The sequence below is a fragment of the Flavobacterium sp. genome, from assembly GCF_041392005.1.
Lineage (GTDB): Bacteria > Bacteroidota > Bacteroidia > Flavobacteriales > Flavobacteriaceae > Flavobacterium.
Map to the genome: position 1 here is coordinate 64,286 of NZ_JAWKMX010000004.1, position 15,731 is coordinate 80,016.

9 protein-coding genes and 2 pseudogenes are annotated in these 15,731 nt (G+C 32.7%); 8 read left to right on the forward strand and 3 right to left on the reverse strand.

From position 1 onward, the window contains the following. Positions 1-76: 76 nt before the first annotated feature. The 3 genes from bshB1 to R2808_RS03800 are packed head-to-tail and all read right to left on the reverse strand — an operon-like array spanning position 77 to position 2,269. A complete protein-coding gene (bshB1, locus tag R2808_RS03790; protein ID WP_371269713.1) occupies positions 77-793 on the reverse strand; it encodes a bacillithiol biosynthesis deacetylase BshB1 in 717 nt (238 codons plus the stop codon). Beyond that, positions 793-1,845 carry a chorismate-binding protein gene (locus R2808_RS03795; protein WP_371269628.1) on the reverse strand — a complete coding sequence of 351 codons (1,053 nt, stop codon included), beginning with the start codon at positions 1,843-1,845 and terminating at the stop codon, positions 793-795. The genes bshB1 and R2808_RS03795 overlap by 1 nt, the downstream gene beginning before the upstream one ends. 1 nt (position 1,846) lies before the next feature. Further along, positions 1,847-2,269 (reverse strand): PaaI family thioesterase, encoded by a 423-nt coding sequence (locus R2808_RS03800; protein ID WP_371269630.1) that lies wholly within the window; start codon positions 2,267-2,269, stop codon positions 1,847-1,849. 116 nt (positions 2,270-2,385) lie between these two features. On the opposite strand from R2808_RS03800, the gene R2808_RS03805 reads away from it, so the two are divergent. The 8 genes and pseudogenes from R2808_RS03805 (at position 2,386) to R2808_RS03840 (ending at position 15,546) form a co-directional block, all read left to right on the forward strand. Beyond that, the gene (locus R2808_RS03805) at positions 2,386-3,945 is read left to right on the forward strand and encodes a hypothetical protein (protein ID WP_371269631.1); all 1,560 of its coding nucleotides are present in this window, start codon (positions 2,386-2,388) and stop codon (positions 3,943-3,945) included. A 17-nt stretch (positions 3,946-3,962) separates the two neighbouring features. After that, entirely contained in the window at positions 3,963-4,616 is a 654-nt protein-coding gene (locus R2808_RS03810; RefSeq protein ID WP_371269632.1) for a DUF1579 domain-containing protein, read from the forward strand. A 135-nt stretch (positions 4,617-4,751) separates the two neighbouring features. Beyond that, on the forward strand, positions 4,752-8,435 hold the full coding sequence (gene purL / locus R2808_RS03815; RefSeq protein WP_371269633.1) for a phosphoribosylformylglycinamidine synthase: 3,684 nt from the start codon (positions 4,752-4,754) through the stop codon (positions 8,433-8,435). A gap of 10 nt (positions 8,436-8,445) precedes the next feature. After that, positions 8,446-9,423, forward strand: coding sequence for a hypothetical protein (locus tag R2808_RS03820; RefSeq protein ID WP_371269634.1), 978 nt, complete (start codon positions 8,446-8,448; stop codon positions 9,421-9,423). A gap of 147 nt (positions 9,424-9,570) precedes the next feature. After that, entirely contained in the window at positions 9,571-11,343 is a 1,773-nt protein-coding gene (locus tag R2808_RS03825; RefSeq protein ID WP_371269635.1) for a long-chain fatty acid--CoA ligase, read from the forward strand. Positions 11,344-11,446: 103 nt separating this feature from the next. Then, complete coding sequence (locus R2808_RS03830) at positions 11,447-11,893, forward strand: MarR family winged helix-turn-helix transcriptional regulator (RefSeq protein ID WP_371269636.1); 447 nt, start codon at positions 11,447-11,449, stop codon at positions 11,891-11,893. Between the two features lie 12 nt (positions 11,894-11,905). Continuing rightward, positions 11,906-14,287, forward strand: a pseudogene (locus tag R2808_RS03835) (3-hydroxyacyl-CoA dehydrogenase NAD-binding domain-containing protein). Between the two features lie 69 nt (positions 14,288-14,356). After that, a pseudogene (locus tag R2808_RS03840) lies at positions 14,357-15,546 on the forward strand (acetyl-CoA C-acyltransferase). Positions 15,547-15,731: the final 185 nt, after the last annotated feature.

The following is a 15,731-nucleotide window of genomic DNA, read 5'->3' on the forward strand; positions in this document are numbered from 1 at the left end:
GAAAAAACGCAAAATTGCTTTTGCGAGTGCAAATATAGTGTAATTCTTTTTTTGCACAAACAAAAAATAACAAATTTTATTTTAAATCTGCTAAACTATTGACAGCCAAACACCTTTCTACCGTAAAACCTTCGGCATACTCTACCCCTACTATTCTTCCTAAATCGCGAGCACGATACGTTATGCTGTCTAAAAAATTTTGTGTAGCAATTGGTGTAACAGGTTCATCAGAATTTTTATCGAAAAATTGTGAACTATATGCTAAAACCGATTCTGTTTTTTTATCCATAAATTCCGAAATATCAACCACAAAATCGGGCTCTATATTTTTCCATTGAATATAATGATACACTTGTTTTGGTCGCCACGCTTCTTGTATTTTTCCGTTTAGTTTGGTTTCTATTTTTAATAAACCCGATAAAAAACAAGCATCGCTTACTAATTTACTTCCTTTTCCATGATCTATATGGCGGTCGTCTATAGCGTTACACAAAACAATTTCGGGTTTATACTTTCGTATCATTTTTATAATTTCAAGTTGGTGTTTATCATCATTTACAAAAAAGCCATCTCGAAAATGTAAATTTTCACGAACCAAAACACCTAAAATTTTTGCGGCTTTGGCGGCTTCATTATCTCTAATTTCTGCTGAACCCCGAGTTCCTAATTCGCCCCGAGTTAAATCGACTATTCCTACTTTTTTGCCTAACGAAATCTCTTTCGAAAGTGTGCCGCTACAACCTAACTCTACATCGTCTGGATGTGCACCAAATGCTAGTATATCTAATGTTATCATAATACTTTTTTAATTGTTTCCGATTTGTTTACCGTTTCAAAAAATTCGTTTTCGGCAATACTATCGGCAGTTATTCCACCGCCAACATAAATATTGGCAACTGAATTTTCAACTTTCATACACCTCAAATTTACAAATAAATCGGAATTATTGGTTGAATTATTATTTGATGAAAAATTTAATTCGCCCAAAAATCCTGCATAAAATTCTCGATTATAGCCTTCATTTTGTATGATAAAATCTTTTGCTATTTCTTTTGGAAAACCACAAACCGCAGGTGTTGGATGCAAGGCTTCAATTATATTTTTTAACTGATTTTTATATGTTAAAATTGCTGAAATATCGGTTTTTATATGCAATAAAGTTCCAGCTTTATATGTGTAAGGCTTTGTAATAGTTAAATTCTCAACAAATTTTGATACATTTTTTACAATAAAATCTGTTACCAATTGTTGTTCTATTTGTTCTTTCTTGCCCCAATTTTCAGCAGTTTCACTTGCTTTTTTGGTTCCAGCAAGCGCTACTGTTTTTACAAAATTATCTTCAACTTTTAGTAATTGCTCTGGTGTTGCCCCTAACCACATTCCTATTTTTGGATGGTAAAAACAATAACAAAATGCTGTAGGGTATAATGCAAGTAACTTTTTAAAAGTGGCTAATTCTGAAAAATGTAACAGTGCTACTTCTTCTCTTCTTGATGTTACTACTTTTTGGCAATTTCCTTGTTTTATAAAACCAACTGTTTTAGTAACCAATTGTTCATAACTAATTTTGGTTTCAATTGAAAAATGATGCGTAATTGTTTTGGTTTCTGGTGGAAAACTTGATTTTTTTTCAGTTATAATTTCAGATTGTGCAATAGGTAAAAACACTTTTTCTTCGGTAGTAAAGGAAACAAATGCAAAGCCTTTTTCAGCATAATCATTAAGTAAATACAAATTAGCATTTTTTTGAAAAATTCCAATTACTTCATCGGTATTGGGTTTACAGTACAAAACAAACGGGAGTGCTGCTTTGCAATGATTTTTGGCTTTTTCAAACAAACTCATATTATCTTTTTCTAGGCAATACCATATTGGTTAATTTACATAGCGAAATTAAATTATTTTCCTCATCTACAATTTTTATTTCCCATAAGTGTAAACTTCTTCCTTTATGAATAATACGTGCCGTTGCAAAAACAACTCCTTCGCGCTTGCTTTTTAAATGATTGGCACTAATTTCTATACCTCTAACTTCTTGTTTTTCTGGGTTAACAAACATAATAGAAGCAGCACTTCCTACGCTTTCGGCAAGTGCTACGGTAGCACCGCCGTGCAATAAACCCATAGGTTGATGCACTTTTGAGTTTACAGGCATTTTAGCTGTTAAAAAATCTTCTCCAGCATCTATGTATTCTATTTCTAAAGTTTCCATTAAGGTATTTTTAGAAAGTTGGGTACACAATGCTAGTACTTTATCTTTGTTGAACATACTGTATATTTTTTTTCAAAAATAAAACTAAATTTTGGTTTGCGAAACAAACTAAGTAGTAGTAAATTTTCGTTATGTTAAAAATAGTAGTATTTTTACCCTAAAATGAAAGCAAAATGAAATCGTATATAGTGGCTTTTATAGCTGTTTTTATCATAATATTAACTTCTTGTCGAAATGATTTTGAATTTGAATCGAGTGTAGGAAATTTAGGTTTTTCTAAAGACACCATTTATCTCGATACTGTTTTTACCAATATTAGCTCTAGCACTTACACTTTAAAAGTTTATAATAAATCTGATAAAGATATTGCTATTCCTAAAATTCGTTTAAAAAATGGCGACACTACAAAATATCGTTTAATGGTTGATGGTATGGCGGGAACAACATTCGATAATGTTGAACTATTAGCAAAAGATAGTATGTTTGTAATGATTTCGGTTACTGCCGAAGTTGCCGATGCAAATCCGTCTGACTTTTTATACACCGATCAATTGTTATTTGGCGACGAAGGAAATTTTCAAAAAGTGGAATTGGTAACGCTTATACAAGATGCTTATTTTATTTACCCACAACGAACACAAAACTCGGATAATAGCTACACTTACGAAGAAATTAATTTAGGAACTGATGAAAACGGAAATCCTATAACTATTCGTGGAATGGAACTAGACGAAAATGATGCTATAAATGGAAACGAACTTATTTGGAATAATACCAAACCTTATGTTATTTATGGTTATGCGGTTGTTCCACCAACCAAAACTTTAACTGTAGAAGCAGGTGCAAGAATTCATTTTCATGCCGAATCGGGTTTAATTGTAGCCAATAATGCTTCGCTTCAAGTAAATGGTAGTTCTTCTTCAACGGAAGATTTAGAAAATGAAGTTATTTTTGAAGGCGACCGGCTTGAACCTGATTTTGCTGATGTAGCTGGGCAATGGGGAACTATTTGGTTAACGAAAGGTAGTCATTCTAATATATTAAACAATTTAACTATAAAAAATGCCGTTATTGGTTTGTATGTAAACGGAAACGACGAAACCAATTCGGTTACTACAAGTTTACACAACGTTCAAGTTTACAATTGCTCAAATATTGGTATTTATGCCACTACAGCTTATATGCAAGGTGAAAATGTAGTGATCAACAACTGCGGCCAAGCAGCTTTTATGGGAAGCTTTGGTGGAAGCTACGAGTTTACACATTGTACATTTGCAAATTATTGGGGTTCGCCTACGCAATATTGCGTAGTACTCGATGATTATGATGGAAGTATGGAATATACTTTAGTACAAGCTAATTTTAAAAACTGTATTATTTATGGTTCGCCTAATATTTCATTAAATATTCTACAAGAAGGTACTGATGCTAATTTTAATTATCAATTTGAAAATTGTTTACTAAAATTTATAGACACTTCAAATCAATTAAGTGCATTACCGCAATATAATTTTGCCGGTTCACATTATACCAATTGTATAGTTGCTGAAAGCTATAATAATAATTTACCCGATTTTAAAAACCCAAATAATAACGAATTAATAATTGGTGAAGATTCTGCTGCAAAAGGAGCAGCAAATTTTACATATTCTGCAGGAAGTTTTGATATTTTAAATAACAGTAGAACAAATCCTTCAGATATCGGCGCTTATAATTTTATTATATTTGAATAAATTTTAAAACTAAACTAATGAAAAAAATTTTTATTCCAATTGCTGCATTAGCAATAACTGTGATTTCTTGTAAAAAAGAAGAAGCAAAAACCGAAGCTACACCAGAAGCTACAAAACCTGAAACTGAAGTTGCTGATGCTGTAACTGAAATTCCAGACTCAACTACAATTACAAATGCTTGGACGGCATATATGACACCTTCAAAAGCACATGAAATGTTAGCTAAAGATACAGGAAAATGGACTGCCGATATGAAATTTTGGAATTCATATACGCCTGATGCGCCTGCAGAAACTATGCAATCAACTGCAGAATACAAAATGATTTTAGATGGACGCTACCAAGAAGGTGTTTATAAAGGCGAAATGTGGGGCATGCCATTTGAAGGTAGAAGTACTACTGCTTTTGACAATGCTAGCCAACAATATATTTCAACTTGGATAGATAATATGGGAACTGGTTTAATGGTAATGCGTGGCACTTATGATGAAAACTCAAAAGCTATAACATTAACTGGTAGTATGATGGATCCAGTTACTAAAAAAGAAAAAAATCAAAAAGAAGTGCTTACTTATATTGATGAAAATACTCAAAAAATGGAAATGTACGATGTAAATGCCGATGGCACTGAATTTAAAACTATGGAAATTATTTCTAAAAGAGTGAAATAATTTTCTTATATCATTATAAAAATAGCTATTCAATTGAGTAGCTATTTTTTTATAACTTTTTAACTTTCAAACTTTCGCCTTTCAACTTTTTAAAATAAATTTGCACAATCAACAACACACTAACTTTTATATACAATGATTCATTTCTTCGGAAACCAATCCAACACTGTTTATGCGGTACAAACGCAAAACAATTTATCGAATGAAGATAGCAACAAATTAAACTGGTTATTCAACTCACAACAGAATAACATTTATACCAAAATAAATTCTACTGAGGCATCGTTAGATGCTTTTTTTGTTGGCCCAAGAGCCGCAATGGTTACGCCTTGGAGTACAAATGCCGTAGAAATTACTCAAAATATGGGAATTTCTGGGATAATTCGAATTGAAGAATTTCATATAGTAAAAGAAGATTTTACTGATTTCGATCCGATGATTTCTCAAAAATATTCGCAACTAAATCAAAATATTTTTACAATAAATGTTCAACCAGAAGCAATTTTAGAAATAGATGATATAGCTGCCTATAATAACCAAGAAGGATTAGCTTTAAGCGAAGAAGAAGTTGATTATTTATATAATTTATCAAAAAAAATAGAAAGAAAATTAACCGATTCTGAAATATTTGCTTTCTCTCAAGCCAATTCTGAACATTGTCGTCATAAAATTTTCAACGGAACATTTATTATTGATGGTGAAGAAAAACCTTCTTCTTTATTCAAATTAATTAAAAAAACATCTGAAACAAATCCCAATGAAATTGTTTCAGCTTATAAAGACAATGTAGCGTTTATAAAAGGACCAAAAGCAACTCAATTTGCTCCTAAAAGTGCAGACAAACCTGATTTCTACCAAGAAACAACATTTGATTCTGTACTTTCATTAAAAGCAGAAACACACAACTTTCCAACAACTGTTGAACCATTTAATGGTGCTGCAACAGGTTCAGGTGGAGAAATTCGTGACCGTTTGGCAGGTGGACAAGGTTCATTGCCGTTAGCTGGAACAGCCGTTTACATGACATCATATTCTCGATTGGAAGAAACACGTCCTTGGGAAAAGGGTATGGATGAAAGAAAATGGTTGTACCAAACTCCTATGGATATCTTAATCAAAGCGTCAAATGGTGCTTCTGATTTTGGAAATAAATTTGGGCAACCTTTAATTGCTGGTTCAGTTTTAACTTTTGAACATGAAGAAGAAAATCGTAAAATTGGTTACGATAAAGTAATCATGCAAGCGGGAGGAATTGGATACGGAAAATTAGATCAAGCCATTAAAAAAGAGCCAAAATCTGGCGATAAAATCGTTATTTTAGGTGGTGAAAATTATAGAATTGGAATGGGCGGTGCTGCCGTTTCATCTGCTGATACGGGTGCATTTGGTTCTGGAATTGAGCTAAATGCTATTCAACGTTCCAATCCTGAAATGCAAAAACGAGCTGCAAACGCCATTCGTGGATTAGTGGAAAGCGAAAATAATCCAATCGTTTCTATTCACGATCACGGTGCCGGTGGACATTTAAATTGTTTGTCGGAACTTGTTGAAAATACAGGTGGTTTAATCGATTTAGATAAATTACCCATTGGCGATCCGACCTTATCTGCTAAAGAAATAATAGGTAACGAATCGCAGGAACGAATGGGATTGGTTATCGGTAATAATGACCTTGATACCTTACAAAAAATTGCTGAAAGAGAACGTGCACCAATGTATACCGTTGGAAATGTTACTAATGATCATCGATTTACATTCGAATCAAAAACTACGGGTGAAAAACCAATGGATTATGCTTTGGAAGATTTCTTCGGTAGTTCACCTAAAACCATTATGAACGATAAAAATATAGTTCATAATTATGCTAGTCCCGATTATACTATTTCAGAAATTCCAAATTATTTAAATCAAGTTTTACAATTAGAGGCTGTAGCTTGTAAAGATTGGTTAACCAATAAAGTTGACCGTTGTGTTGGAGGGCGTGTAGCAAAACAACAATGTGCGGGTCCTTTACAATTACCTTTAAACAATGTGGGTGTGATGGCATTAGATTTTAAAGGAAAAGAAGGCATCGCTACTTCAATTGGGCACTCCCCTATTTCAGCTTTGGTTGACCCTATAGCTGGTTCAAGAAATTCAATTGGAGAAGCTTTATCAAATTTAGTTTGGGCACCTTTAAAAAATGGATTACAATCGGTTTCATTGTCTGCAAACTGGATGTGGCCTTGTAAAAATGAAGGCGAAGATGCACGTTTATACGATGCTGTACAAGGTTGCTCCGATTTTGCAATTGAATTAGGAATCAATATCCCAACGGGTAAAGATTCGTTATCTATGAAACAAAAATATCCTAATGATGAAGTTATTGCACCAGGAACTGTAATAATATCAGCCATAGGAAATTGCTCTAATATTACAAAAGTAGTTGAGCCTGTTTTACAAAGAAATGGAGGCAATATTTATTATTTGAATTTATCGCAAGATACCTTTAAATTAGGAGGAAGTTCATTTTATCAAATTCTAAATAAAGTTGGTTCGGAAGTGCCAACTATTAAAAATGCTGATTATTTTAAAAAGGCATTCAATACGTTACAATTATTAATTAAAGAAAGAAAAATTAATGCTGGACACGATATTGGAAGTGGCGGTTTAATTACTACTTTATTAGAAATGTCTTTTGCTGAAGTAGGTGTTGGAGCTAATTACGATTTATCTATTTTAGGCGAATCAGATTCTGTAAAAGCGTTATTTAATGAAAATATTGCAGTTGTTTTTCAAGCGGATAATGAAGTTGAAGCGACTTTCAAAGCCAACGGAATTGAAATTTTCAATATTGGTTCAGTTGTAGAAGGTGATTTCGTTTCTATCAATAACGGAAAAGATTACTTCAATTTTTCTATTGCTGAAACCAGAGATATTTGGTACAAAACGTCCTATTTATTAGATCAAAAACAATCAAAAAATGGAATGGCTGAGGCGCGTTATGCAAATTACAAAAACCAACCATTACACTTTACATTTCCAAATAATTTTGATGGAAAAAAACCTGAAATTCCTGCAGGAACTCAACCAAAAGCTGCAATTATTAGAGAAAAAGGAAGTAATTCCGAACGTGAAATGGCAAATGCTATGTATTTAGCAGGTTTTGATGTAAAAGATGTGCACATGACCGATTTAATTTCGGGTCGTGAAACTTTAGAAGATATTCAATTTATTGGTGCTGTTGGTGGTTTTTCAAATTCTGATGTATTGGGTTCAGCAAAAGGTTGGGCGGGTGCTTTCTTATACAATGAAAAAGCCAATACCGCTTTAAAAAACTTCTTTAAAAGAGAAGATACATTATCTGTTGGAATTTGTAATGGTTGTCAACTTTTTATGGAATTAGAATTGATTAACCCTGAACATAACGTACATGGAAAAATGCAGCATAATACTTCTCAAAAACATGAAAGCGGTTTTACTTCAGTAAAAATTCAAAAAAATAATTCCGTAATGCTTTCATCTTTAGAAGGTACAACTTTAGGCGTTTGGATTTCTCACGGCGAAGGAAAATTCAATTTACCTTATGCTGAAGAAAACTATACTATTGTAGCCAAATATGCTTACGAAGGCTATCCTGCCAATCCTAATGATTCAGACTATAATACTGCCATGTTATGTGATGCAACTGGAAGACATCTTGTAATGATGCCACATATCGAACGTTCTATTTTCCCTTGGAATTGGGCATATTATCCAGAACGCAATCAAAAAGACGATGTTTCGCCTTGGCTAGAAGCATTTGTTAATGCACGTAAATGGATTGAAAATAAAAAATAAACATATAAATATGAAAAATTTACTACTATCAATTTTGATTGTATTCATTTCTTGTGATAGCGCTAATGAAGCACCAACAAATGAAACTAATAATGAAAACAATAATAATCAAAACGAAGTGGTTACAGATACTTATAAAATTGTAACGGCAAACTCAGAAGGTAAAATTTTTGAAATCGGAAATAATACGGGAACAATAAATCAAATTGGGCAAATTACTACGCAAGACAATTTACTTATGTTAACATCTTTTATAAATTTCAATACTAAAATTATTTGTAAGGAAGCTAATATTCCTTTAGCCAATGTAATTTATGAGTATGACAAGGCAACAAATACTACATCAACCATAAATATTACTATTCCTAGCTCTGTAACCAGCACTATGAACGAACCTTTCTTAGCACAAATGACATTTGATGGTAATTCTATTCTTGCTGTTGTTAATGAGAATCTACCCAATAGCACACATCCAAGTAAAATAGTTGCCATTGACCCAGAAACCTATACTATTACAGATTTGGAAATAAGTTTTTATCAAGTAGGCATAACGTCATTGGTATATGCAAATGATAAATTATACATGTCTTCATTAAACAACGGAATTTTAGAAGTAGATCTTAATTTAAAAACTGTAACCCAAATTACCACAACGGTTGGCGCATCAACATTAGCTAAAATTGATAACACAACTTTGTCTTATACTCAATTAGGAGGTACAAATTGGGTAAATGCTTGTAAACCTTTTGAAATAAACCTAACAAATAATGTTGTAACCGATAAGTCGCAAAACACATTTTACAGTCTTGGCAACATTTATTCTAATGGATTTTGTACAGACGAAGAAGTTTTAAATTTAGTATTTAAACAAACAAATCAATTTGGACTTTTAAAATTAAACTATACAACAAATGAAGTAAAATTTGTTGCCATTAATCAAAATAGCATAAGTGTAAACGCTGTTATTATTGATAAGAAAAATTTATAAACATACATTATAAAAAAATAAATTATTTAGTATGCATACATAATATACTAAAGTTCAATATTTTAAAAAACACCTATTAACATATTCATAAAAAATTGGTTAATTAATGAAATTTTCATAATTTGCATCACACATTAATTGCAAAATATGAACAATATTAACCGCTTATTTGATTTTCCATATTATCAATTGGAAAAATACCCGCTATCAGACGCATTAGTAACCAAGTATGGAAACGAATGGGTTAAAACATCTACTCAAGAATATATTGACAAGGCCAATTGCATTTCCAGAGCTTTTCTGCGTTTAGGCTTAAATAAAAATGAAAAAGTTGCCATTATTTCTTCAAATAATAGAACCGAATGGCATATTTGCGATATTGGTGTTTTACAAACAGGCGCACAAACTGTACCTATTTACCCAACCATTTCCGAAGACGATTACGAATACATTTTAAACCATTCCGAATCGTCGTATTGTTTGGTTTCTGATGAAGAAGTGTTAAATAAAGTAAATGCTATTAAACATAAAGTTGCATCATTAAAAGAAGTTTATACTTTTAATGAAATTGAAAATGCTAAAAATTGGAAAGAACTGCTAGAATTAGGTAAAGAAACTTCCAATCAAGATGTAGTTGAAGATAGAAAGAACAGCATTAAAACCGAAGATTTGGCAACAATTATTTATACTTCGGGAACAACAGGAAGACCAAAAGGAGTTATGTTAACCCATCAAAATATTGTTTCAGATGTACTTATGAGTGCACCACGAGTACCATTAGTTAAAGGACAGGCAAAAGCCTTAAGTTTTTTACCAATTTGTCATATTTTCGAACGTATGATTTTATACCTCTACCAATATTATGGTATATCGGTTTATTTTGCAGAAAGCATCGAAAAAATGTCAGAAAATTTAAAAGAGGTAAAACCCAATGTAATGACTGTGGTACCACGTTTGCTTGAAAAAGTGTACGACAAAATTTACGCTAAAGGAACCGATTTAACAGGTATAAAAAAGAAACTTTTCTTTTGGGCACTCGATTTAGGAATGCAGTACAAACCTAATAATGAAAACGACTTTTTATACAATTTAAAATTAAAAATAGCACGCAAACTCATTTTCTCAAAATGGCAAGAAGCTCTAGGTGGCCAACTCGATGTTTTAGTTTGTGGAAGTGCGGCCTTACAAGAACGTTTGGCTCGAGTCTTTTCGGCAGCAGGCATTCCAGTTCTTGAAGGTTATGGTCTAACCGAAACTTCACCCGTAATTTCGGTAAATGAGCTAAATAACAAAGGTGTTCGTTTTGGTTCTGTGGGTCGCGTTTTACAAGGTGTAGAAGTTAAAATTGCCGAAGATGGCGAAATTCTTTGTAAAGGTCCAAATGTAATGATAGGTTACTATAAAGACCAAGAAAAAACAGATGAAGCTATTAAAAATGGCTATTTTCATACAGGCGATATTGGCGTAATCGATAGCGATGGTTTCTTAAAAATAACCGACCGTAAAAAGGAAATGTTCAAAACTTCTGGCGGAAAATATGTTGCGCCTCAAGTTTTAGAAAATAGCTTTAAACAATCGCGATTTATCGAACAAATAATGGTAATCGGCGAAGGGCAAAAAATGCCAGCCGCTTTTATTCAACCTAGTTTTGAATTTTTGGCCGAATGGGCAAAACGAAAAAATATTGAACTAGGAAATACACCAGAAGACATTATAAAAAATGAACGCGTTATAAAACGTTTCCAAAAAGAACTAGATCGTGTAAATGAAAATTTTGGTAATTGGGAAAAAGTAAAAAAATTCGAGCTAACACCAGATATTTGGTCTATCGAGTCAGGGCATTTAACACCAACTATGAAATTAAAACGAAAAATAATACTAGAAAAATATAAAGATTTATACCACAAAATTTATAGTTAAACCTTTATATTTAGTTACTTAAATTAAAAAATAATAAAATTTTATTAAAAATACTATGCGCGCATAGTATTTTTTTTTATATTTGAACAATTATCTAAAATAAATGAAGGATAAAACAATTGATTACGCTTTAAGAGCTACTTGGCAAGCTGTATCGAGAATGTATAATGAAGAAGCTACAAAATATGGCGCAACAATGGCAACAGGTTTTGCATTATTAAGTATTGATAGAGAAAATGGCACACCATCAACAGCCCTTGGGCCAAAAATGGGAATGGAAGCCACAAGCTTAACTAGAACCTTAAAATCGATGGAAGAACGCGGATTAATCATAAGAAAAAAAAATCCAGACGACGGCAGAGGTGTATTAATACATTTAACAAAAGAAGGGCTAGAAAAAAGAGAACTTTCAAAAAATACGGTTTTAAAATTTAACGAGGTAATTAAAAATAATGTATCCAAAGAAAAATTAAATCATTTTATGGAAGTTGCCGAATTAATTAACGATTTAATATCCGACAAAAAAATTTTTAACAACACATCAAAATAAATCATTTATATAATGAAAAGAAATATTAAAAAAGTAGCCGTAATTGGTTCAGGTATTATGGGAAGTGGCATCGCTTGTCATTTTGCCAATATTGGCGTAGAAGTGCTACTACTCGACATTGTTCCAAAAGAACTTACGGAAACTGAACAAAAAAAAGGTTTATCATTAGAAAATAAATTAGTTCGCAACCGAATTGTAAATGAACATTTAACCAATGCTCTAAAATCGAAACCTTCTCCTATTTATCATCAAAGTTTTGCCAACCGAATTACGACTGGTAATACTACTGATGACATGGCTAAAATTGCAGAAGCCGATTGGATTATTGAAGTAGTTGTGGAACGTTTAGATATTAAAAAATTGGTTTTTGAACAAGTTGAAAAATATCGAAAACCAGGAACATTAATTACAACCAATACTTCTGGAATTCCTATTCATTTTATGAGTGAAGGTAGAAGCGATGATTTTCAACAACATTTTTGCGGAACCCACTTTTTTAATCCGGCACGTTATTTAAAATTATTTGAAATTATTCCAGGACCAAAAACTTCACAAGAAACGCTTGATTTTTTAAATGGTTATGGCGAAAAATTCCTTGGAAAAACATCGGTTGTTGCCAAAGATACTCCAGCATTTATAGGTAATCGAATCGGAATTTTTGGCATTATGAGTTTATTTCATCAAGTAAAAGAGATGAATTTAACCATTGAAGAAGTTGATAAATTAACTGGTCCAGTTATTGGTCGTCCAAAATCAGCAACGTTTCGTACGGTCGATGTTGTTGGTTTAGATACTTTGGTGCATGTAGCCAACGGAATTTTTGAAAATTGTCCTAATGATGAAGCGCATAATTTATTCAAATTGCCAGATTTCATTGATACGATGATGAAAAATAATTGGTTAGGAAGTAAAACTGGGCAAGGTTTTTATAAAAAAGTAGATAAAGATATTCTTTCACTAGATTTAAATACATTAGAGTATCGACCAAATAAAAAAGCGTCTTTTGCGACTTTAGAGCTTACTAAAACTATCGATAAACCTATTAATCGATTCAAAGTTTTAGTTGGTGGTAAAGATAAAGCAGGCGAATTTTACCGAAAAAACTTCTCGGCAATGTTTGCTTACTGCTCAAACAGAATTCCTGAAATCACGGATGCCTTATACAAAATTGATGATGCTATGAAAGCTGGATTCGGTTGGGAAAATGGTCCATTCGAAATTTGGGATGCAATTGGTGTTGAAAAAGGTATCGAAATGATGAAAGCTGAAGGTTATGAACCAGCTTCATGGGTAAATGAAATGATAGCTTCAGGAACGACTTCTTTTTATTCTGTAAAAGATGGCGCCACTAATTACTACGCTATTTCTTCCAAATCAGTTGAAAAAATTCCTGGACAAGATGCTTTTATCATTTTAAATAATATAAGAGAAAATAAAAAAGTTTGGAATAACAACGAATCCATAATTACTGATTTAGGCGATGGTGTTTTAAATTTAGAATTTACTTCAAAAATGAATTCTATTGGTGCTGGTGTACTTCAAGGAATTAATAAAGCAATCGATTTAGCCGAAAAAAATTATAATGGTTTAGTCATTGGCAATCAAGATGCTAACTTTTCAGTGGGTGCCAATTTAGGTATGATTTTTATGATGGCAGTAGAACAAGAATACGATTTAAATGAATTTGGCTATCAAAATGTTTCAAGATACGATGATGCGTTGTCGCTATCTTGGCACACTGGTAATTGCTGCCCACACAATGGACATTGGGTGGTGATGAATTAACCATACGCCGACCGAGCTGTTGCAGCAGAAACGTATATCAGATTAGTCGAATTGGTGTATTAATTCCTGGTGGTGGCGGATCTAAAGAATGGCATTACGTGCAGCTGATACTTCGGTAAAATGATGTTGAACTAAACGTTTTACAAGAATATTTCTAATCGTTGGTATGGCGGTGTTGCAACATCAGTGAGCATGAAGGTTTTGATACTCGGAGTTTTACAAAAGTAAGACGCGATATAGTAGTAGTAAAGAAAGATCGTCAAACAGAATCTGCAAAACAAGTAGCTTACAATGGCCGAACAAGGTTATATGCAAACTGTAAAACGAGAAAAGATATAAAAAGTATTTGGGAAAACAAGCATTAGGTATGTCTTTAGTAGGAACTGATAGTATGGTGTTTGGGAAATACATATCGGCTCATTGATAAAAAATTGCACAAACAGCTGGTGACGGCAGGTGGCGATTTGTCAGAAACCGAATTTGAAGAAGGTAAACAATATTTTATTAGATTTTGAAAGAGGGAAGCATTTTTAAGTTTAACTGCTGAACGAAAAACTTTAGAACGCATTCACATATGTTAGAACTAAAGGGAAGCCGCTTAGAAATTAGTATCAAGTAATAAAAATTAAGTATTAAGACAATTATTTCTCTTTCTTCTTTCATCTAAAATAAATTAAAATGAAAACAGCATATATAGTAAAAGCATATCGTACTGCCGTTGGAAAAGCTCCAAAAGGATTATTCCGATTCAAAAGACCCGATGAATTGGCAGCTGAAACCATTGATTATTTAATAAATCAATTACCCAATTTTGATAAAACCCGTATAGATGATGTAATGGTTGGAAATGCCATGCCCGAAGCCGAACAAGGTTTAAATATGGGGCGTTTAATTTTTATTGATGGGTTTGAAATGCACCCGATGATGTTCCAGGTAACAGTAAATCGCTATTGTGCTTCTTGGTTCAGAACACCAGCGGAGTGGCAACTGCAAAATCGTTGGCATGGTTTGATTGTATTATTGCTGGTGGTGCTGAAAGTATGAGTTATATACCATGGGTGTTTACAAACCAACTCCTGATTATAAAATCGCCAAAGAAGGTCATGAAGATTATTATTGGGAATGGGTTTAACCGCAGAAGCTGTCGCTAAACAATTTAATGTTTCTCGTGACGATCAAGATGAATTTTGTATCAATCGCACATGAAAGCTTTAAAAGCACAAGCAGAAGGTAAATTTGATAACCAAATTGTTCCTATTTCAGTAGAGCATACATTTGTTAATGAAAAAGGTAAAAAAGAAACCACTTCTTATACGGTTTCAAAAGATGAAGGGCCAAGAGCAGGAACTTCAGTACAAGCATTAGCAGGATTAAAACCTGTTTTTGCTGATGGAAGTGTAACTGCTGGAAATTCATCGCAAATGAGTGATGGCGCTGCTTTTGTTTTAATTATGAGTGAAGAAATGGTAAAAGAATTAAATCTTGAACCAATTGCACGATTAGTAAATTATGCAGCAGCAGGTGTTGAGCCACGTATAATGGGAATTGGCCCTGTAAAAGCAATTCCAAAAGCACTAAAACAAGCAGGTTTAAAACAATCAGATATTGAATTAATTGAATTGAATGAAGCCTTTGCTTCACAGTCATTAGCAGTTATTCGTGAACTCGACTTAAACCCAGAAATAATCAATGTTAATGGCGGTGCTATAGCTTTAGGACATCCATTGGGTTGTACAGGTGCCAAATTAGCCGTTCAATTATTCGATGAAATGCGTTTACGTAATAACAAATACGGAATGGTTACCATGTGTGTAGGAACAGGACAAGGAGCAGCGGCAATGAGAATTATTATAAATGTTGAATTTTAAATTATGAAGGGTGATAATTTAATAGCTAATAAAATCTTTGAATTTTCAATTAACAATTATTGCACTTTATATTCTATTAAAAGGAAAGTAATTTGTCATTTCAGCAACTTTGAAAACTGGAACAAGTATTGGTGTTAATATAGAAGAAGCTATTGCAGCACAATCTAAAAAGATTTATTAGTAAA